The 19,554-nt window shown below is 49.9% G+C and carries 19 protein-coding genes; 4 read left to right on the top strand and 15 right to left on the bottom strand.

What is annotated here, in order from left to right; all coding sequences use genetic code 11:
• Positions 1-124 precede the first annotated feature (124 nt).
• Positions 125-1,480 (top strand): dipeptidase, encoded by a 1,356-nt coding sequence (locus JOD82_RS17765; RefSeq protein ID WP_209949749.1) that lies wholly within the window; start codon positions 125-127, stop codon positions 1,478-1,480.
• Positions 1,481-1,554: 74 nt separating this feature from the next.
• On the opposite strand, the gene JOD82_RS17760 is transcribed toward JOD82_RS17765, so the two are convergent.
• The 5 genes from JOD82_RS17760 to JOD82_RS17740 all read right to left on the bottom strand — a co-directional run bounded on the left by JOD82_RS17760 (position 1,555) and on the right by JOD82_RS17740 (position 4,128).
• Entirely contained in the window at positions 1,555-1,941 is a 387-nt protein-coding gene (locus JOD82_RS17760; protein WP_176715708.1) for a hypothetical protein, read from the bottom strand.
• Positions 1,942-2,005: 64 nt separating this feature from the next.
• Positions 2,006-2,269 carry a hypothetical protein gene (locus tag JOD82_RS17755; RefSeq protein ID WP_029518340.1) on the bottom strand — a complete coding sequence of 88 codons (264 nt, stop codon included), beginning with the start codon at positions 2,267-2,269 and terminating at the stop codon, positions 2,006-2,008.
• Between the two features lie 86 nt (positions 2,270-2,355).
• Positions 2,356-2,847, bottom strand: a complete 492-nt coding sequence (locus JOD82_RS17750; protein ID WP_013311697.1) for a hypothetical protein — start codon at positions 2,845-2,847, stop codon at positions 2,356-2,358.
• 141 nt (positions 2,848-2,988) lie between these two features.
• Positions 2,989-3,471, bottom strand: coding sequence for a hypothetical protein (locus JOD82_RS17745; RefSeq protein ID WP_069011022.1), 483 nt, complete (start codon positions 3,469-3,471; stop codon positions 2,989-2,991).
• A gap of 429 nt (positions 3,472-3,900) precedes the next feature.
• Positions 3,901-4,128 carry a helix-turn-helix domain-containing protein gene (locus JOD82_RS17740; protein ID WP_007431813.1) on the bottom strand — a complete coding sequence of 76 codons (228 nt, stop codon included), beginning with the start codon at positions 4,126-4,128 and terminating at the stop codon, positions 3,901-3,903.
• Between the two features lie 304 nt (positions 4,129-4,432).
• Here JOD82_RS17740 and efeO point away from each other — a divergent pair, with 304 nt between their 5' ends.
• Genes efeO through JOD82_RS17725 form a run of 3 tightly spaced genes read left to right on the top strand, consistent with a single transcriptional unit; the run spans position 4,433 to position 8,534 of the window.
• Positions 4,433-5,311 (top strand): iron uptake system protein EfeO, encoded by an 879-nt coding sequence (gene efeO, locus JOD82_RS17735; protein WP_025721876.1) that lies wholly within the window; start codon positions 4,433-4,435, stop codon positions 5,309-5,311.
• A gap of 4 nt (positions 5,312-5,315) precedes the next feature.
• A complete protein-coding gene (efeB, locus tag JOD82_RS17730) occupies positions 5,316-6,680 on the top strand; it encodes an iron uptake transporter deferrochelatase/peroxidase subunit (protein WP_209949748.1) in 1,365 nt (454 codons plus the stop codon).
• Positions 6,681-6,704: 24 nt separating this feature from the next.
• Complete coding sequence (locus tag JOD82_RS17725) at positions 6,705-8,534, top strand: FTR1 family iron permease (protein ID WP_209949747.1); 1,830 nt, start codon at positions 6,705-6,707, stop codon at positions 8,532-8,534.
• Between the two features lie 214 nt (positions 8,535-8,748).
• On the opposite strand, the gene JOD82_RS17720 is transcribed toward JOD82_RS17725, so the two are convergent.
• From JOD82_RS17720 to JOD82_RS17675, 10 genes are all read right to left on the bottom strand, one after another.
• Positions 8,749-10,161, bottom strand: a complete 1,413-nt coding sequence (locus JOD82_RS17720) for a type III PLP-dependent enzyme domain-containing protein (protein ID WP_209949746.1) — start codon at positions 10,159-10,161, stop codon at positions 8,749-8,751.
• 83 nt (positions 10,162-10,244) lie between these two features.
• Positions 10,245-11,333, bottom strand: a complete 1,089-nt coding sequence (locus JOD82_RS17715) for a Gfo/Idh/MocA family protein (protein ID WP_209949745.1) — start codon at positions 11,331-11,333, stop codon at positions 10,245-10,247.
• Entirely contained in the window at positions 11,330-12,490 is a 1,161-nt protein-coding gene (locus JOD82_RS17710) for a UDP-glucuronosyltransferase (protein ID WP_209949744.1), read from the bottom strand. Before JOD82_RS17710 ends, JOD82_RS17715 begins: the two co-directional genes overlap by 4 nt.
• A 17-nt stretch (positions 12,491-12,507) precedes the next feature.
• Positions 12,508-14,040, bottom strand: coding sequence for a hypothetical protein (locus JOD82_RS17705; RefSeq protein ID WP_209949743.1), 1,533 nt, complete (start codon positions 14,038-14,040; stop codon positions 12,508-12,510).
• Between the two features lie 49 nt (positions 14,041-14,089).
• Positions 14,090-14,902, bottom strand: coding sequence for an ABC transporter permease (locus JOD82_RS17700; RefSeq protein WP_209949742.1), 813 nt, complete (start codon positions 14,900-14,902; stop codon positions 14,090-14,092).
• 1 nt (position 14,903) lies between these two features.
• On the bottom strand, positions 14,904-15,710 hold the full coding sequence (locus JOD82_RS17695; RefSeq protein ID WP_029518331.1) for an ABC transporter permease: 807 nt from the start codon (positions 15,708-15,710) through the stop codon (positions 14,904-14,906).
• A complete protein-coding gene (locus tag JOD82_RS17690; protein WP_209949741.1) occupies positions 15,700-16,692 on the bottom strand; it encodes an ABC transporter ATP-binding protein in 993 nt (330 codons plus the stop codon). Before JOD82_RS17690 ends, JOD82_RS17695 begins: the two co-directional genes overlap by 11 nt.
• A gap of 69 nt (positions 16,693-16,761) precedes the next feature.
• Complete coding sequence (locus tag JOD82_RS17685; protein ID WP_209949740.1) at positions 16,762-17,892, bottom strand: hypothetical protein; 1,131 nt, start codon at positions 17,890-17,892, stop codon at positions 16,762-16,764.
• Complete coding sequence (locus JOD82_RS17680; protein WP_029518328.1) at positions 17,885-18,130, bottom strand: acyl carrier protein; 246 nt, start codon at positions 18,128-18,130, stop codon at positions 17,885-17,887. The genes JOD82_RS17685 and JOD82_RS17680 overlap by 8 nt, the downstream gene beginning before the upstream one ends.
• A gap of 17 nt (positions 18,131-18,147) precedes the next feature.
• Positions 18,148-19,524, bottom strand: coding sequence for a preATP grasp domain-containing protein (locus JOD82_RS17675; RefSeq protein ID WP_029518327.1), 1,377 nt, complete (start codon positions 19,522-19,524; stop codon positions 18,148-18,150).
• Between the last annotated feature and the right edge of the window lie 30 nt (positions 19,525-19,554).

The raw sequence follows: 19,554 nt of genomic DNA, 5'->3' as shown, positions 1-19,554 counted from the left end.
TTTTATCTCCCAATTTCTCGTTCAGCACAAAACGTAGTAAACTAGACATATCGTCCACGACCTCGGTTCGGAGGATAGCGCAACATTCACACGATTTACATTGAAAAAGGAGGATACATAGTTTATGAGTTATTCTGAATATTTTAAAAAAGCCAGAGAGCAACAACTGGGCGAGTTACAGGAGTGGTTGTCCATTCCAAGTATCTCAGCATTATCGGAGCACAAAAAGGACATTAACCAAGCAGCTGATTGGCTGGCTGCCAAACTGACTGCTGCTGGTCTGGAAAACGTTGAAATCATTCCGACCAAAGGGCACCCGCTGGTATATGCGGATCATTTGCACGCACCTGGTAAACCAACGATCCTCGTGTATGGACACTATGATGTACAACCCGTAGACCCGCTTCACCTGTGGGAAACGCCGCCGTTTGAGCCATCCATACGTGATGGAAAATTGTATGCGCGCGGAGCGACAGATGATAAAGGACAGGTTTTCCTGCACATTAAAGCAGTTGAGGCCATTTTGAAGCAGGAAGGCAAATTGCCGCTGAACATTAAATTCTGCATTGAAGGCGAAGAAGAAGTATCCAGTCCGAACTTGCTTGAGTTTTTGCAAACTAGAGCTGAACGTCTGGCAGCCGATGCTGTACTGGTGTCCGACACTTCCTTGATCGAAAAAGGAAAGCCTGCCATTTGCACAGGTTTGCGTGGATTATGCTCGCTAGAAGTCGCCATTCACACGGCGAACACAGATCTACATTCCGGTTCTTTCGGTGGCGGCGTGCCGAATGCCCTGCATGCTCTGGTGTCCTTGCTGGCAACCCTGCATAATGACAAAGGCAGTGTAAGCGTCGAAGGATTCTACGACGATGTTGCTCCATTATCGGCAGAGATGAGAGAAGAATTCATGAAGCAAGGCTTCAATGAGAGCAAGCTGCAACAAGATCTTGCACTTGATTCCCTCTTTGGTGAAGAAGGATTCAGCTTCGTTGAGCGTGTGGGGGCTCGTCCGACACTGGAACTGAACGGCGTATACGGCGGCTTCCAAGGGGAAGGTACGAAAACGGTCATTCCGAAAGAAGCTCACGCTAAAATTACGTGCCGCTTGGTGGCTAACCAGAACCCGCAAGACATTCTGGACAAAATCGAGCGCCATTTGCGCGCCCATGTTCAGGCAGGAGCTACCCTGGATATTCAACAGGGCGAAAAAGCGAACGCCTTTAACATCGACCCGTCACACGCGTTTCTGCAAGCGGCGGCCGATGCTTTTGAGAAGGTATACGGTGTGCGTGCCCTCTTTACCAAGGATGGAGGCTCCATCCCAATCGTGGAGACTTTCTCCCGTGTGCTGACTGCCCCAGTCGTGCTGATGGGTTTCGGCTTGCCAGATGAGAACCTGCACGCGCCCAACGAGCATTTCAACTTGGACAATTTTGACAAGGGTCTGCTGACGATTGTGGAGTTTTTGAAATCGGTGTAAGTAAACTAAAAAGCATTCACAGCATGGAACCATCCTTGCTTCGTGAATGCTTTTTTTTTCGTTAGTTCTGTCGCTTAAGAAAAACGGGTATAGCGCAACAGATGAGCCAGCCGATTGAGCCGTTCTATCTCCCGATCGAACTCATGCAGCGGCTGTCCAGCCAAAGCAGCGTTTGCTCTCAGATCCCGTAGCGGGTTCATTTTCCGACCCATGAGTTTCAGCACCGTGGCCTTCCCCATGTTATTCACCACCACATATTGTGTTAGCGGGTCAAGCTCAATCCACAATACATGATGCTGTTGGAAAAACGACAATAGTTGCTTTTTTAACGCCTCCAGCTCTTCAAGGTCACCTGTGATTTGCGGATGATGATGAAAAGCCACATAGCCCATCACCCGCAGGTCACTTATGATTTGTTCCAAATGAAGCGTTTCGTGTATGTACACATTGTTCGTGCTCATGCGGTTTCTTGCACCATTCGTATGATCTTCCCGGATGACGTTCACCACCTGACTATCATTTATATCAAGCTTTATCTTTCCCCTTTTCCAATAGCTGCACAAGCCAGCAACCTCCAAACCACAATGCACCTACAGCAAAAAAAACGGTATACACCGTATATAACGTGGTCAGTTCAAACAAGCTATTGTACCGATTAAGCAAGATCCCCCACAAGCATAGCAGAAAATTGCTACCATTTTGCTGATGAAAGCGATGCTTATAGATCCGTTGAATCAAAACAGCCAGGAATCCTATCAACAAAACGTGATTCAGCAAAATACTCCACATTTCCATAAGCCCCCTTTTTCACTATAGCGCAATGGCTTTGAAAAGTCAGGACGTACACAAACCTTGCGAACAAAAAAACAACCGGCTTATACGCCAGTTGTTTCCCGTTCCACAAAATACTTATTGGTCATATAATGGGCCTTGCCTCTGGAAGTATCCACCATTCCCTTTTTGTTGTCGAGAAAAACAATCTCCCGGCATTTGGTGCAGTACCACTTGGTCCGCTTAAAGGGAGATTCTGTAACATACGATGTACCACATTTGCAATCTACTTTAATTAAAGTTTCTGTTGATTTGTAAGCCTGGGACAACTCTTTTAGGCCAGTATCCGGTTGTTGAATGGGGATAATAACCTCCTGATAGCTTGAATACTGATTATGCACTTTAAAATCAGCCACCAGTTCCGCATGCAGTCCAAAGTACTCTTTGCCAATCTCGGTTACAAATTTCTTACCGATTCTGTAACACTCAAGCCATTCCTGTATCTGTTGATTAGACAAAGGCACTGTGCCCTTGATACCACTATTTAATGTGTAAGTCATGATGTATAAAGTATCATCTTGTCTATGTCCGTACATGAGAAGCCTCCTTATAATACACTTGATAATGTACTACAAAGCGCAAAAAACATCAATTTTATTATTTGCCAAAAGACTTATATCATTTGGGTAGGCACACAACAATTGTGAGTATATGGTTAGAAAGCAACTGACAATCTGTCAGTTGCTTTGTCTTTCCACATAGTATTTGTTGGTCATGTACCACGCCTTGCCTTTATCCGTATCCACCATGCCCTTTTTACGATCCAGGAACACAATGTTATTACACTCCTTGCATGACCACTTGGTTCTTTTATGCGGTGACTCTTCTATATAGGAAGCACCACATTTACATTCTACCTGAATTAATGTTTTATACTGGCTGTACGCCTCTACCAGTGGGTCCAGCTCTACAGCTTTGTGTTCCATTACAGGCTGTATTATGAATATGTGTTCTCTCTGCTCCGAGTATTCATTATGTACCTTGAAATCTGCTACCAACTCAGGGTTTAAACCAAAATACTGTTTTCCCACAACCGTTACAAACTTGCTGCCAATTCGATATGCTTTGATCCATTCCTGCACCTGCTTACTGGTTAGGTCGACAGTTCCCTTTATACCGCTGTTCAGCGTATAAGTCATCAAGTGTTGGTTGGGTGTCATATGTCTTAACATTCACCTCCGATCAAGAATATACCACAGGTAGCTCTAGGCAAAAGCTACTTCCGGCTACCTGAAGCAATGAGCTTTTTCTGCCTTGTGATTCTTCTTCAATCCATCTTCCATCCTGTCGTCATGCTGAATACTGCTTTTGTACGGATTTATATTCTTAGACTATCACCGAATGCATTTCTAGCCTTGTATAACTTTGTGGTAATTCTTCTGATTTGATCACTTCTGCTAGTTTACCATGATCTCCAATGGTAGTTTCTTCCTTCTATATATAGTACATCATTTACACGCAATTTCCCACATATTTCAGCGGTTTAATCGTTTTACTTTTTTATATACCACAAAACAAAAGCCTTCCCGACCACCCTTCATTGTCGAAGGATCATCGAGAAGACTTTGTACCCCGCAAGGAACGAGAGGTCAGATTTTTAATTCGCCAAGCCTGATTAATTCCACGACCGCCTGTGAACGACCTTTTACGTTCAGTTTCTGCATTACATTGGAAATATGGTTTCGGACCGTTTTTTCGCTAATAAATAGCTGTCCGGCGATGTCACGTGTTGTTTTGTCCTGCACGAGCAGTTCAAATACTTCACGTTCACGGTGAGTTAACAAAAACTTGTTTTTATGGTCGTTACCCTTCGTCAATTTCACCCCTCCTTGCTCGGGTTTTGTGTGGTGTAACAAGGTTAAGGGATACAGTCAACACATTTTATGTCATGCGCTTAGGTATGGTTCAATATGCGGATAAAAATGGGCATAGGCACCCTACTAACTCCCTTCGATGGAGGGTTGGACTCTGCGTCTAATTTATGTATTGACAGGCATATGGGCCAGCCTTATGATAAGAAAAACCGCGACTGATAATCATTATCAAAATGATAATTTGATATAGATATCGCAACAGACTATGGTTCAAGGCCAGTTTGGCCAGAAAGGGTGTTCATTGATTATGAAACTACGTTATGCCGTACCGGCCGGAGTGCTGGTCTCTTCTATTCTGTTCGCAGGTTGCGGACAAACCGGAACTGCTACTCAGCAGCCTGCTGCAACGACCAAAGATGCAGGAGCCACAACACAGACAACGACTCCTGCCGCTTCTGCTCCCAATTTTGATCAAGCGGTAGCAGCTTACCGCACCTATGCCATCGAGCAATGCGATACGTTTGTGAAGAAGACAGAAGAATTCACGAACGCGGTCAAAGCTGGCGAGCTGGATAAAGCCAAGGCGCTGTATGCTCCTGCACGCATGTACTATGAACGGATTGAACCAATTGCAGAAGCGCTGGGTGATCTTGACCCAAATATTGATGCACGTGACGGTGATGTGGATGCAGCGGATTGGCGCGGCTTTCACCGGATTGAAAAAACATTATGGGAAGAAAACACAACCAAAGGAATGGACGAGTTCTCCGACCGACTACTGAGTGATGCCAAGCTGCTGCGCGCCAAAGTAGAAACAGTTAATATTGACGCCAGCCTGATGGTAACGGGTGCAGTCGAGTTGTTGAATGAAGTCTCTACCTCGAAGGTGACGGGTGAAGAGGAACGATATTCCCATACGGATTTGTACGACTTTGCAGCCAATGTAGAGGGCGCACAAAAGATATATGACATTTTGAAAACAGATCTGAACCAAAAAGATGCCGCGTTGGAAAAACAAATCGGTGAGCGCTTTACGGCCTTACAGCAGGAGTTGGCTCCTTTCAAGGACGGAGAAGGCTATGTATCGTATACAAAACTGAAACCGGAAGAAGTTAAAAAGCTGAGCCAAAACCTCGATGCCTTGGCAGAACCGTTGTCCCAAATGGGGAAATTGTTAGGAGTGTAATGATATGAAAGGCTTTAAGCGGCAAAAAGGGCAAGAAAAGCCGCAGTATGCGGAATCCCATAATGAACAGGGCGATCTGGTAAAAAAGGATGCGAAGCTAGTGAAAGATGATCCGTCAGGAAAAAGCAAATCCGTATCACGCCGAGACCTATTGAAGCTGGCCGGGGTAGGTGGACTAGGCCTCCTGCTTGGCGGCGGGGGCGTGGGAGCCGTGCTGTCAGCCGGTCAACGTCTCGAAAGCATGATGACGGATGCGGACACCAAAGATGTTATCCCTTTTTACGGTAAGCATCAGGCAGGTATTGTGACTCCGGCACAGGATTTCATCTGCTTCGCCGCTTTCGATCTAACAACCAGCGACAAGGAACAGGTGCGTAGCCTCTTCAAAGCCTGGACGGAAGCAAGCGCTACAATGACTTCTGGCGTGCTCCTTGGCAACGATAATGAAAACCTCAACCTCCCTCCGTCCGATACGGGCGAGGCGGCAGGATTGTCGCCATCCCGCACGACGATCACCTTTGGTGTGGGCCCATCCTTTTTTGATGGACGATATGGCCTGGCAGGGCTTAAACCTGCCGGGTTCCGTGAGCTGCCCCGTTTTCAAGGGGATGCCCTGGAGGAGCAATGGTGCGGTGGCGATATCGGAGTGCAGGTATGTGCCAATGACTTGCAGGTCGCTTTCCATGCCCTGCGTAATTTGGCGCGTATCGCCAGAGGAACGGCGGTGCTTCGCTGGACGCAGGAAGGCTTTCAGCGGACTGCACAAGCTGATCCTGCGGGAAGCACACCACGCAATTTGCTGGGCTTCAAGGACGGTACGGGGAACCCGGACACCTCCAAGGCAGACGAGATGAATCGGCTGGTGTGGACACAGACCAGTGACGGACCAGCATGGATGGGCGACGGCAGCTATATGGCTGTACGCCGCGTACGCATGCGGGTAGAGGTGTGGGATCGCTCAACATTGGGCGACCAGGAGGATACTTTTGGACGTCATCGCAGCAGCGGGGCCCCACTCGGTAAGGTCAAGGAGTTCGACAAGCTTGATCTGGCGGCCAAAAATCCAGAAGGCAAGCCAGTTACGCCTCCTACCTCTCATGTGGCTTTGGCTCATGGGGACGGAAGCATTAACATTTTGCGGAGGTCTTATTCGTATTCAAGCGGATTGGACAAGCAAACTGGACAGCTGGATGCCGGGCTGCTGTTCATCAGCTACCAGCGTGATCTGTTCAAGCAGTTCGTTCATATTCAGGAGAAGCTTGCACGCAATGACAAACTGAACGAATACATTGTACACAAAGGCAGTGCGGTGTTCGCCTGCTTCCCGGGTGTATCGCAAGGCGGCTACATCGGGGATACGTTATTTTAGCAGCAGGCAAGGAAGGGGATTTATATGAATCGGCGTAATAAAAGCTTGGGATGGGTGTTGGGGTTGGTGGCTGCTCTGCTGCTGACCGTAACTCCGTTCATTTCCGGTTCCGGGTCGGTCGCTTTTGCACAAACAGATGCCAAAGCTGTCACCAATGATCAGCTAATGCCTGTAGTGGGCGGAGCGCTGGTGGAGGCGGGACAAGCCCAATGGACGGAAGCCTCCAAGGATCTGAAAGAATTCCGCACGCTGTGGGAGGCCGCCAAGACAAATGGTGGAGATTCAGCTCACATCGCGACTGTAGATCAAGCACTCACCGATGCGGAGCAGACACTCGCCAGTGGCGGCGGGGAATCAGCGAAAGCTGCCTTATCCGTGCTAGCGCGCTCGGTCAATGAGTACGTCACTGCTGCCGAAGGGGACAAACCAGCCCCGGCTGGAGCCAAAGCAGCGGAAAAACTGCTTCCCATGGCGAAGGGCAGTCTGGCCGCCATGCAAAAAGGCGATTGGGCTGCCGCCCGGGTGGATTACGACCGAATCGTCAAAGCCTGGTATCAGGTAGAAACACCGATTCGTTTGGACAATTTTCCGGTATACAGTTCGCTCGAAACTAAAATCAGTCTCATTCGCATCTCCATGCAAGCTGAGCCCATTCGCCAAGAACAGGCTCTCAGGGAAATGCAGGAATTAACGACTCTGTTGTCTGATTATAGTCAGGGCAAATCTGTGAACACAGGTCAAGGAACGAATACAGGCAATACGGCTACCGGAACGACGAATGGTTCGACAGCTTCCTTGGGCGATGCAGTCACCTTGCTCAAATCCGCACGCCAAGGTGCTGTAGCTAATCAATCAGAGCAAGCGGCTGACAAGGTAGTGCAGTTTATCGCTCTGTGGCCTTCTGTCGAAGGACATGTACAAATTGCCGATCCGACGTCTTACACTGCGATTGAAAATGAAATGACCGAGGCTTCCGGATATCTGCTGTCTTCTCCACCGAATACAGACAAAGCCATACAGACTCTTGATCAGATGCTGGACAGGCTCCGTCCGTTGACGGAAGAACGTTCTTACACTGCGTGGGATGCCGCACTGATTTTGCTGCGTGAGGGTCTGGAGGCCATCCTCGTGCTCGCAGCTCTGCTGGCGTATGCCAAAAAAAGCGGCGAAGCCGTGGCTGGACGATGGATATGGGCAGGAGCTGGAACGGGGCTGGTGCTGAGCGGAATTCTGGCGGTGCTGTTCACCACGCTGGTGGCAGCTGCCGCATCGGGCAGCATGCGTGAGCTGCTGGAAGGTGTCACCGGGCTGGTGGCGGTCGTGCTGATGCTGACCGTTGGTAGCTGGCTGCATAGCAAATCCAATGCTGCCGCGTGGAACCGCTTTGTGGAAAACAGCGTGGGCAACGCGTTAGCACGGGGAAGCCTGTGGTCGCTATTTGCGGTTTCTGCGCTCGCAATTCTGCGTGAAGGAGCCGAGACAGCTATCTTTTATGTCGGTATGGCTCCAGCCATCGAAACCTCGCAATTGCTGATCGGCATTAGCTCGGCGATGTTTATTCTGGTCATTCTGGCGTTTGCGATCATTAAATTTAGTGTACGGTTGCCGATTCGCGCCTTTTTCCTGACTGCCACTGCACTGATTTACTATCTCGTATTCCGATTTCTGGGCGAAAGTATTCATTCGCTTCAGGTGGCTGGCAAGCTTTCGGGGCACACTGCCTCCTCGCTTCCGTCCATTAGCTGGCTGGGAATGTATCCAACTTGGGAAACATTTGTCCCACAAATCGCTGTACTGATCTTTATGGTATGGCAGCTTGTGCGTCAGGAAATGCGCAGCTCCAAGCAACATTAAGTCGATACTACCCTACTCATCATGTAAAAAAACGCCAAATCACAGGTCCGATTTGTATCGGTTCCCATGGGTTTGGCGTTTTTTTTACATACTTCAGCATTTTGCATCATTCGATTCCCAACGCTCTTAAGTACAATATATAGACGAACTAAAGCGTTTCGATCTATATATTGCTGATTTAAAAACGCTCTTGGGATTTATGCAAAATGCTCACTTATACCACATCCTCAGGCAACGGAATCATGCGCTGATGACGCAGCAGGTCCGTGCGGTCACCGTGTTCACGAATGACATGTACCTCCCCACGAAAATCGAGCAGCTCCGCCGGGGTAGCATGTCCCAGAAATTGTAGTGGACTATAGCTTAGTCCATAGGCTCCTGCATTCGGAAAAGCAATATAATCGCCCTCGTAAATCGGAGGAAGCTGCGCTTTTTTCACAATACAATCCTCGGGCGTACAAAGTGGACCGACAATGCTTACCGTCTCCAGCTCCATGGATGCTTCTTCCAAAGGCCCTCCTGTTCGGTTTGCAACCTCTTCTAATGATTGTTCGACAGCAACAGCCGTTTGAGCAGAAACGTCTCTCTGCCCCATCCGTAGGGTTGCTTCCAACTCTCGTTCTTTGGGTTCTTTCGATTCTCCCACTTGCCTGCGCATAATTCGTACCGGGTAGTTGTCCCTAATGCGGCGTCCTCGAAAAGTAGCTGCGGCGTAGTGATTCATGCCACCATCAGCCACGACAAACTTCTCTCCCTTGGATTCCTTTGTATACAATGCTCGGCAGACATACATGCCCGATTGAGCAACCAGATACCTGCCGCTTTCGATGATTAGCTTAACCCCGGGCATGCGGATTCGGGTCTGTTCCGCGAGTGCGTTCAGTCCGTCAATGACGTGATCCATATCGAGAGGTTGCTCATGAGCAAAGTAAGGTACACCAAACCCGCCGCCCAAATTGACCGTATGCATTGCCACACCATACTGAGCCTGTACCCGTTCTGCCAACTGCAGCGTATTCGCAAATGAAGCTAAAATCTGATCCGATTTCAGCATTTGCGTACCTGTATATACTTGAATACCTTGAAAATGGACGTGTGGGCAACCTTCCAGTACCTTAAAAAAGTGATCCAGCTGCCCTTCATCCACTCCAAAGGGGCGCGGAACGCCGCCCATTTTAATCGTTGCTCCAGACAGATCGTTATCGGGATTGATGCGAACCGCCGCCCTGACAAGCTGGCCCGCTTGGGCCGCAATGTCCTCCAGCAGACGCAGCTCCCTCACCGATTCGACATGAATACAGCCGATTCCATAGGCTATCGCCTCGTTCAGCTCGGCTACTGTTTTTCCCGGTCCGGCGTACAGCACGTCTTCCGCAGCATACCCGGCCTCCATAGCGACGAACATTTCTCCGGCCGAAGCAATCTCAACACCACAACCTAACGAGCGTAGCAACCCAGCCAAGGCTACGTTACCATTAGCCTTGAGCGCGTAATGTACACGCACAGCCGGGTGCAATCGGGACAGCAACGAGCTGACATGAGCATGCAGCGCGTCCCCGTCATAATAGTAAAATGGCGTCGGATGCTCGCCGAATCGTTCCAGTAAGGCTTCGTCCTTTTTATCCATCTACTGAATTCCCCTCCTCTCTTTGCCTTGATACTCCGTATTTTGCATCATTCGCTTCCCACCGCTCGAAAACACAATCATGCTCATACTGCATAGATCGTCTCGCCCGAGCGTGCTGCTTCATGAATGGCTGCCAGCAGTCTGACGCGTTCCGCAGCCTCGCGAAATGGTATGGGCTCCGCTTCTCCCCGGATGATACTGCAAAAGGTATTCAACTGATTGACATAATAGTTCATAGGCTCGAAAACCGTTTTGATATACGAAGATGTCTGTGATAACACAGGCAGTGCGTCCGCATCCGCTATATTTGACGCGATATTCTTTTTGATCTCCGTCTTGAGTGTCATTTTATAAAAGCCTAAATTTGCTCGAAAGCAGTCCTTTAAAGTGACTACTGCCGAATCAAAGGTCAGTACATGAGCACAGCGATAAGGGCGCTCGAATGAAAAGAGGGCAGATGCCTCCAATCCACTCGGATAACGGGCTTGCGCACGAAATGTCCAGTCACAGCCATGAGGACCATTGAAATCCGATTGACTGTGGAATTCCGCCTGATCTAATCCAACGACGGCCTGGAGCAATTGGAGCCAGTACACGCCTAAATCCCAAAAACATCCCCCACCCTGCTCCGGACGGGATCTGTAATTGTCCGCATGCCCTTCTTTTGCCGGAATACATAAACTCGTCTCTATGGAGCATAAACGACCATAACGCCCCGATTCTACGATCCTCCGCAGCTCACGCTGCCACGGATGGTGCTGCACCATGACACCCTCCAGCAGGTGAACGTTACTCTGCTCGACTATAGCTGCCAAGGGTGCCAGATCAGCCGTATTCAGGCATAACGGCTTTTCCACCAGCACATGCTTATGGGCCCGTAGTGCTTTGCCAATCCACTCGGCATGCAAGTCGTTGCTGAGTGCAATATATACAGCGTCGATCTCCGGGTCCTTTAGCATATCCTCAGCATGCCGATAAACGACACTGACGCCAAAACGATCTGCCATTTCTCCTGCCTTGGCAACCGTCCGGTTCGCAAGCGCGGTCACGCGTGCCCCTGCAACATGTCGGATCGGTTCCAGCAACGCACGGGGAGCAATGGCAGAACAGCCAATGATCCCAAAGCGAATATCTCGCATCGCAGGCTCTCGCGCAGCCGCCGCAGCGTTCATGACCCCTGCTCCATTCCCGGTGAGCCTGCTAACATTTGGATGCTATTCACATAGGACTCTATATAACGCGGCGTTCGACTGCGCAGCTCTACGATCCTGCGATGCATATCCTCCAGTATCTGAGCACTACCGTCATAGGTTTGTATCCACGTATCGTACCGCATACCGAGCCCCAGTCGTTCCCATAGATCGGCATTATGCTTTTCATGTACACCAAATGGCTCCAGCATAATGAGTGGAGTGGCTGTAGCGAACGAATCGGTTAGGCTGCCACCACCTGGTTTGCTGACAATGGCCTGGACATGACAGGCTTGGTCCAGCATGCTATGGTAATCCGGTCCGACCTGATACACGGTCTTCTCGCCCTTTTTCACCTCTCCGAAAGGTGGAAATGTATGCTCCCCGGCTTCATTTCGCTGCCATGTCCTCCACTGCGGATCCATCTGAAAATAGCGTATACTGTCCCGCTGTTCATCCGGTTGATCCTGATCATACAACAGCAGATCCAGCTCCCAGCCCGCTTCTTCTAACCGTCCAACCTTGTCACGGTAGGTGCCCATCCCCCAACCGCCGCCATGTACGAATAAGCGGGATTGCCGTTCTTCAAACGGAACATACTCCACAGCCGGAATATCAATATAGTAGCTGACTCTATTGTTATCATTTTCAAAAAAGGTCGTTTCTCCACAGCCATCTGCAAAATGCGGATTATGCTTGGCTAGATTCTTCCAAGATGGGGAAGGCGTCGAATCCATGTACACGATGTCCACATGCACCGACTCAGGTTCTCTGCGCTTGCGATACTCCTCCAACACATACATCCAATGACCGGATAAGCATATAAAATACCGCCGATCCTCCTCCATCCATTGGTTCAACAGCACTTCCATCGCAGCGAGATCCAGTGAATTACGCATATCCTGCGGAACCTTCTGCGACATTAAGGCCACCGCAAAATTGTCATGGTAAGCTTTGCGGCTTTTGTCGACCTTAAGACGAGCCGATTCCGGCAGTACATTTTCAAATACATGAATCGCCGTATCCACGCCCAGTCTGCGAAGACCCGCTTGCAACAACAAGCCAGGGGTATAAAAGCCCAATCCGAAACCGGAACATAAAATCGTTACCTTCATAAGCTTATCGGTACTCCTACGCATGCTCATACGCCTCCCGTTTAATTCAGCACTGTAAAATGATGCTCTGCCAAAAAACGCTCCAGCTTTGTAGTCAATCGCATTTTTTCATCATCGCTCGCGGCAACCAGTTCCAAATAAAGGCGCCCCTTGCCTCGTGCCCTTTCGCTTCCACCCGTTTCTTTTTTACCATTCAAGTCCGGCTTAGCCATGCCGTTCCCTTCTGATCCGCCATCGCTGGCCCCAATCCCACTCACACGGACCTGCTTGGCAGGCGATCTGCCTCCGCGCCCGGTTGCATTTCTGCTTGGCGTGCTTGTATGGCCCACAATCTTGTTCTCGCCATCTCGTCCACCTGTGTTCACATATAACGTATTGGCACCCAGAGGCATGACACCTTCTTCACGTTCACCTGTGAACAGCAATCCTTCACCTTTCAGCCCCTCCAGCAGTTCTTCATAGGATAGACTGCCATCATGGGACAGTGAATAATTCGTCAGCGTGCCACGCATATTTTTTCCGGCCAGAAAAGTATCAAGCTGATGCTTGATCAAGCTCATCGACTTTCTGGCATTAATTTCGATAATAGGCTCCAGCTTCCCACCACGAAGTGTCATGGAATCAATGCAAACATCGCCGTAATAACCATCCTGATACAATTGCCGCCCCACGTCCTGCATTAAGCTAAAATAGCCCTCGCGCTCCAGTCGCTCCAAAAAAGCCCCGTCCGGCGACAAGGATTCCCGATAGGAGAATTGTGTGTTAGCCAGCCATTGTACAGATATGATATCGACACTTCCATTATCACCAATCGTAAATTGGCATGAAAAATCCTGCTCTTTCTCCTGGAAAGGCTCCAAAAGGAAAAGCACCTGTTTGCCTTTGCGCTCCTGTCCACGTAAATACGACACGATCCGGTCCAGCATTTGTGTCGAGGTAATGTGCAGGTTTCCTTTGCCCGATACGCCAAAATCATCCTTGATTAAAAAGCTTCCATCCCGCAGCAGCTTACGCCCCGCCTCAGCGACATCTGCAAACGAAGTCACAATATAGCCCGGGTTGCGCAGACCAAGGCTGCGTTTCAGATCAGAGGAATACGTTTTGGCATTTACCTTGCGAATCGTTTCCAGCGGTGGCTGATGTAGTGTTATTCCCCAAGCACGTGCAGCCTCCTCCACATGCGGTAAACCCGCAAACGGGCTAAGCACACAGCCTTCCAGTTGAGGAAATCCCTCTCCGGCATCGGCCTTGCGACTGCCCAGCAGTTCAAATACGGAAGCGGTCGATACATTGCCTGCACGCTCCATGCCATCGGTCAAATCCCGTTCGTTGACAGCCGGATGAAAGCCCAACTGCGCGATATACTGACGATGTACGGGCGAAATGGCATAACGGGTCAATAACGCATCTCCCGGCTGGCAAAAGCTGAACAGCAGTTCATCCATGGCTGCTACAATCGCTGAAGAAGCCCGGTCAGGCAGGGCTGGCAGGGAAGCTAACTGGGCATCCCGCCAGTAAGCCTCCGCTTCGAATGTTCCCATATACAAATGACGCTGATTCGGTATCGCATTCATATGATTCGCTTCCTTTCCTGCTTCATTATTGGCCCACTACACGGTAGCGCTACTGACTCGCGCTCGTATAATCACGTAGAGCAAACTGCCATATCAGGCGGATGATCGCCAGCAGCCAGAGAGGTGCGAGAAATGCCCATACCACCAACCCGGGTTCCATTTTGCCGAGAATGAACATGGGCGGAAAATTACAAATGACAAACACCGGAAGCACGAACAAACCGATACGCTGAATCAGATTACTGTACACGGCCATCGGCACATAGTTTGTCTCGAAAATGCTGTTGGACAGCTCCGTAACGCCGTTCGTGCGGATAATCCAGAAGGCCAGCAGTTGGGGGAGCAAAAATACGGAGTATGCCGTAAGCACTCCGCATCCGAGCAGCACAGAGAACCCTCCCGCGGTTTCAAAATTAAACGGCAATCCGAGTCGATACCAGCCAATCCCTGTCATAATTCCGCCGCCAATTACATTCGGCACGGTATAGCCTAGTTCAAATTGACGCAGTGTCACCATAAATTGCAACGATACGGGTCTGGTCATGAGCACATCCAGTGAGCCGGTACGAATTTTGTCAGGCAGGCTTGTAAAATTACTATAGAACAATCCACTATAAAATCCGCTCATCATCGTAAACACGCCGATATATAACAATATGGCGTCGGGAGACCAGCCGTTAATGTCCGTCCCGGCGCGGTATGGAACCGATGCATACAGCAGCTTGATGAGTAAATAAGCCGTTTCAACCAGAAATGCAGTTATAAAATTAATGCGGTATTCCATCTGCGACATGACGGAAAACTGGACAAACTTCCAGTACAGTCTGATGTAGCGCCTAACGTTTCGGAAAACATTTTTCATGTTACCCCCCCACCGAGACAAAGCGTTTGACCCCGGCTTGCCACACCCAGCGTGATAGGGCCGCCAGCGCTACAATCCAGAGCCATTGTACGCCAATGCCTTTAGCGGCTTCCAGCACAGTCAGCTTGCCCGTTAACGCATTCACCGGAAAAAATACGGTGTAGCTGAACGGTAGCAGACTGAACAGACGGGCCAAAACATCTCCAAAAATCGTCAGCGGAAACACGGTACCGCTAGCTACGTAAATGACAAGCGACAGCGTATAAAATAGTCCCGCCGATTCCGTCACCCAAAAGGCTATGCCGCTCAGCGCATAATAGACCACAAAATTAAGCACAAGCGCTCCCGGCAACGCCAATATGTAAAGCAAGATGTACGATAGCCCGAAGCTGATTTGTCCTTCCAGGCTAAGACATAACAGCAAAATAGCAGCCGCCAGCAGCACGACCGCGGACTGTATGACTTTGCCTCCGATAAACCGGCAAAAACGGTAAGCGAAATAATGCACAGGCTGTACCATGAATTTTGCCAGTCCACCTTCTTTGATATCTGTAGCAATTTCGTATTCAAAGCCCGTAGCAATCAGTTTTCCAGTGACTCCCGCCATGACCACATACACTAGCATTTCAGGCAGAGAATAACCCAGCACTCTTGCTTGTCCCGAAGAACCAAATACAGCTAGCCAGAGAAAAATTTGCGTCATGATCGGCAGCATAAATCCCGCCATTTGGAGCCAATAATTAGCCCGATACTCCATTTCGTTTTGCATGCCAAGCTGGAGTACCTTCACATATTTGTTATTTCGCATCGGCCAGCCTGCCCCCATCGTACAAATTGGCTATCCCCTCTTCCAGCGGGACGTCCTCAATCGTAAAATCAACGACAGGCAGTGCGTCCAAAATCTTTTTGGACCAAGCCAAGGTATCTTCTGCATCCAGCTCAAATACCGCCTCCAGCTCCGAGTTGGAGCGAAGTTTGCCGAGGCTCGCCAACGTTAGGTTGGATACAAGGGTCTCCAGTCGAACCTTGAGCAATTTACGGGCACCGATGACCTCGTTCACCTTGTGTAAGTCTCCGTCATAGACCAATCTGCCCCCGCTGATAATGATGGATCTATTGCACAAATCCTCAATATCCTTCATATAATGGCTTGTCAGCAGGATGGTCGTCCGGTGGGTGCGGTTATAGGCTTTGAAAAACTCTCGAATCCGCCGCTGAGAAACAAGGTCCAGTCCGATGGTCGGCTCATCCAGTAAAATGACCCGTGGACGATGCAGCAGCGCGGCGATCAGTTCCATTTTCATACGCTCGCCGAGAGACAGCCGCCGAACCTGCACATGAAGCTGCTCCTCCACCCCAAGCAGAGTGACCAGTTCATCCAGTGCCTCTTTATAACGGTTTTCATCGATTTCATAGATAAGCTTGTTCAGCTCGAATGACTCGCTTGCAGGCAAATCCCACCAGAGCTGGTTTTTCTGTCCCATTACAATGGAAAATTGACGTTTAAACTCTTTTTGTCGTTTCCACGGGGTAAAGCCGAGTACCGATGCCTCCCCGTCCGTGGGATGGAGAATGCCAGACAGCATTTTGAGCGTCGTTGTTTTGCCTGCCCCGTTTGGACCGAGAAATCCGACAATTTCCCCCTCCTCAATGCTAAAGCTGACATTTTGCACAGCCTCTTTGGTCAGCTGCTCACGCCTGAACAAGTTTTGCAACGATTTGCGCACGCCCGGCTCCTTTTTGTAGTACGTAAATGTTTTCGACAATTGGTTTAATGTAATGGACGGCAATTAATCCCCCTCCTCTTTCCTCTGTGCAGGACACCTGGATGAACGGTCTGATACGACCGAATGCTTGGACTACTCGGCTGCTTGCTCTGCTAAAATCATCAGTTCCTCCAGCATATGCCGCTGTCTTTCAATTAAATGCAAAGCTCGTTCCGTAATCTCAGGCATCCGATGCTTGCGCAGTTGAAGCCCTGTTTTGTAAATATGCAGATTAAGCTTGTGCCAATCCGCGTACAGCCCCTGTGCCAATTCAATTACATGCTGTGTTTGTGGCCCCAGCGTGGCTTGGTGCAGCAGGCAATAATCAGCTGTATAATCCGTCAAATGAAGAGCACTGCCCAATCGCAGATTGTAATAGATTTCATGACAGTACGTCCGAAAATCCTGATCCTCCATGTCTGCCAACAGACGGAAGTCATCAACAAATGCCCGGTACCCCTCATCTCCCCGCTTGACCTGCTTGCCTGTTACAGCTTTCCCCGTTTGACTGACCGACTCATTAGACGTAGGTACGCCTCTCCAGATGGCTTCGTGTCCAGTCAAATACTGTCGTATATGATGAGCACACGCAGCATGCATCTCACTTGGCGAAAGCGGGGCAGGCTGCTCCACCAGCCATGCATACTCAATAATGCCCTGCATCAGATCGTCGAGCCGGGCTGAGCCCACATAAGTCATGGCATGTCCCGAGGAATCGAGCAGGAAGCTATCATTCACCTGTGCTGTCCGTTCTTGCAAGTCCAACCCGCACAACTCAATCACGTGGCCCCTTGGGTAATTTTTCACATATACATCGTGATAGGTTAAAGCGGTGCTTGACGTATGCAGCATGGTACCGTAGCCCGATGTAAGTACCCGCAACAAGTCGGTTTCATCACTGACACCAGCGACCCACGGTTCCACCCGAATAACAGGTCCACCACTGGCTGCCATTTCTTGAAGCTGCTCCGGATATTTCTCAGGCCCGAAGCGCTTCAAATCTCCACCATACTCTGCGCACATACTCCCACACAGCATGAATAGCTCGGATTCGGCCATGGTCACCCCGTACCTCCGCAATGAGGTACGCAGGGAAGAATATACACAATGCTTCCCTGGAAGAGCGTTTGCCACTTCTTCTGTACCATAGTCCACAACGGAATTTTGACGAGTCTCCATATCGGATCCCTGCATCAACCTTGTCTTTTCGGCGCCCTTATGCATATTTGCTCAGCAGACGCTCAATGCCTTGCAGTGTAGATAGATGCTCCAGCACTAGATCGTCGTCCTCCATCGTAATATCAAGCTCATTTTCCAACTCTACAATTAATTCCACAGCGGATAAGGAATTCAGCCCCAAGGTTCGCAAATCTTGATCCGGAGTCAACTGTTCCAGCTCGCCCGGAGCCAGCTTCAAAATCTTTTCCAGCAAGGGTACTACATGGTATACATCTGTTTTCATTCTTGATTCCCTCCCATTTATGAGCATCCTAATCCAGCAATGATACCTTCCAATTTGTGCGCATACGCATCAGCTTCCTGCCAGCTGTCTGCCAAAATAAGTGTGAAAATCCGGTTCACATAGCCCCGCTTCACAGGGATACCAGACAATGTACCCGCTGTATACACAAACACCCCTTCTGGACGTTCGGGCGTATAGAGCAAGCCTTCCTCCGCGAGCAGCCCGCACAAGCGGCTGTAGGTGAGAGGTGTGGCGGTAACGTTGCGATAATAACGGGATAATGTTTTGTGCTGCTCTCCCAGGACGGATGACAAAAACGAAATATAGGTAGACAACGTAAACCTACCGTTAATCTCAATGACTGGAACCAGCAAACCTTCTTCGTCAACAAAACCGTCAATAGAGGCCATTCCTGTGTATCCAATGGAATAGAGATACGTACCCAGCTGATAGGCGCAGCGTCTCACTTCTTCCTCCAGCGCATCGCCAATCTCAGCCGGCACTTGAGATCCGATATACACGGTGCCATCCACGTTTTGCCTTTTTAGCGAAAACATCGTCACACCACCGCCCTCGTCAATACAGAGCTGGTAGTTCAGATCCATCTGCTTATTGTGCCAGCGCTCCACCAGCCAGCCGCCGGATGATGGCGACGAGCCGCCAAAACGCCTCATCACACTCAGCAGCGTGTCCAGCTTGGACAGCTCGTCCAGCATATACATGCCTTGTCCCGAGGCACCGTGCGGCTGCTTGATAATCAGCTTCACAGGTCCATCCGATAAGTCAGCCAGTCTGGCACACTCCCTGCGGATCGCCGATTCGTCTGTACATACAGCGCCTTCGCTGACAGCAAAACCAAGCTTTTGCGCGGTCAGGCGGCTGAATATTTTATCATTCACCTGAGCACTGACCGCGGATGGAGCGCCGATCAACTCCAGCCCGCAAAGCTCCGCAATCGCTTCCTCCTGCGGTGTGACCGCATAGGGGACGAGCCACGCTTTGGCTCCACTGCTGCTGTGGCCTGCATCTGCAACCGTACGCAGTCGTGCCAAAAGCGCCTCATCCGCCAGCACCAGCTCTGAAATCGGCGTTAGCGGATCAGAAGGCTCTGGCACCTCAATACGCGGCAGGCTAAAGCCCAACCGTTGAAGCATGTCCAGAAACGCCTCATCCGGATATTCCCGAAGTACAATGACATCCTGACTTCGACATAGCAGAAGGTTCATTTCCTCCATCCGGTTTACGACCTGCTGTTCATCCCGGTCTACCATGCCCCCCTTGCGGGGGGATGGATGCCATACTTGCTCTGCACCGATATTAAACAGCCAAATCAGGACTCCATGGTCCCGTTCATGCGCAAGCGCTTCCACAAGGTTAATTGTTTTAGTCGTCACGACTTATCATCATCCCTCTCTCTTCCATCC

Source organism: Paenibacillus sp. 1182 (assembly GCF_017833915.1).
Classification (GTDB): Bacteria; Bacillota; Bacilli; order Paenibacillales; family Paenibacillaceae; genus Paenibacillus; species Paenibacillus polymyxa_D.
The sequence above is the reverse complement of the archived record's forward strand: the minus strand, read 5'-3'. Positions and strand labels throughout refer to the sequence as shown.

Bases quoted from the DNA above. Each gene is read 5' to 3' on its own strand.
- JOD82_RS17765 (WP_209949749.1), top strand. From the start codon at position 125: ATGAGTTATTCTGAATATTTTAAAAAAGCCAGAGAGCAACAACTGGGC.
- JOD82_RS17760 (WP_176715708.1), bottom strand. From the start codon at position 1,941: ATGAGCACGAACAATGTGTACATACACGAAACGCTTCATTTGGAACAA.
- JOD82_RS17755 (WP_029518340.1), bottom strand. From the start codon at position 2,269: ATGTGGAGTATTTTGCTGAATCACGTTTTGTTGATAGGATTCCTGGCT.
- JOD82_RS17750 (WP_013311697.1), bottom strand. From the start codon at position 2,847: ATGTACGGACATAGACAAGATGATACTTTATACATCATGACTTACACA.
- JOD82_RS17745 (WP_069011022.1), bottom strand. From the start codon at position 3,471: ATGACACCCAACCAACACTTGATGACTTATACGCTGAACAGCGGTATA.
- efeO (WP_025721876.1), top strand. From the start codon at position 4,433: ATGAAACTACGTTATGCCGTACCGGCCGGAGTGCTGGTCTCTTCTATT.
- efeB (WP_209949748.1), top strand. From the start codon at position 5,316: ATGAAAGGCTTTAAGCGGCAAAAAGGGCAAGAAAAGCCGCAGTATGCG.
- JOD82_RS17725 (WP_209949747.1), top strand. From the start codon at position 6,705: ATGAATCGGCGTAATAAAAGCTTGGGATGGGTGTTGGGGTTGGTGGCT.
- JOD82_RS17720 (WP_209949746.1), bottom strand. From the start codon at position 10,161: ATGGATAAAAAGGACGAAGCCTTACTGGAACGATTCGGCGAGCATCCG.
- JOD82_RS17715 (WP_209949745.1), bottom strand. From the start codon at position 11,333: ATGAACGCTGCGGCGGCTGCGCGAGAGCCTGCGATGCGAGATATTCGC.
- JOD82_RS17710 (WP_209949744.1), bottom strand. From the start codon at position 12,490: ATGCGTAGGAGTACCGATAAGCTTATGAAGGTAACGATTTTATGTTCC.
- JOD82_RS17705 (WP_209949743.1), bottom strand. From the start codon at position 14,040: ATGAATGCGATACCGAATCAGCGTCATTTGTATATGGGAACATTCGAA.
- JOD82_RS17700 (WP_209949742.1), bottom strand. From the start codon at position 14,902: ATGAAAAATGTTTTCCGAAACGTTAGGCGCTACATCAGACTGTACTGG.
- JOD82_RS17695 (WP_029518331.1), bottom strand. From the start codon at position 15,710: ATGCGAAATAACAAATATGTGAAGGTACTCCAGCTTGGCATGCAAAAC.
- JOD82_RS17685 (WP_209949740.1), bottom strand. From the start codon at position 17,892: ATGCATAAGGGCGCCGAAAAGACAAGGTTGATGCAGGGATCCGATATG.
- JOD82_RS17680 (WP_029518328.1), bottom strand. From the start codon at position 18,130: ATGAAAACAGATGTATACCATGTAGTACCCTTGCTGGAAAAGATTTTG.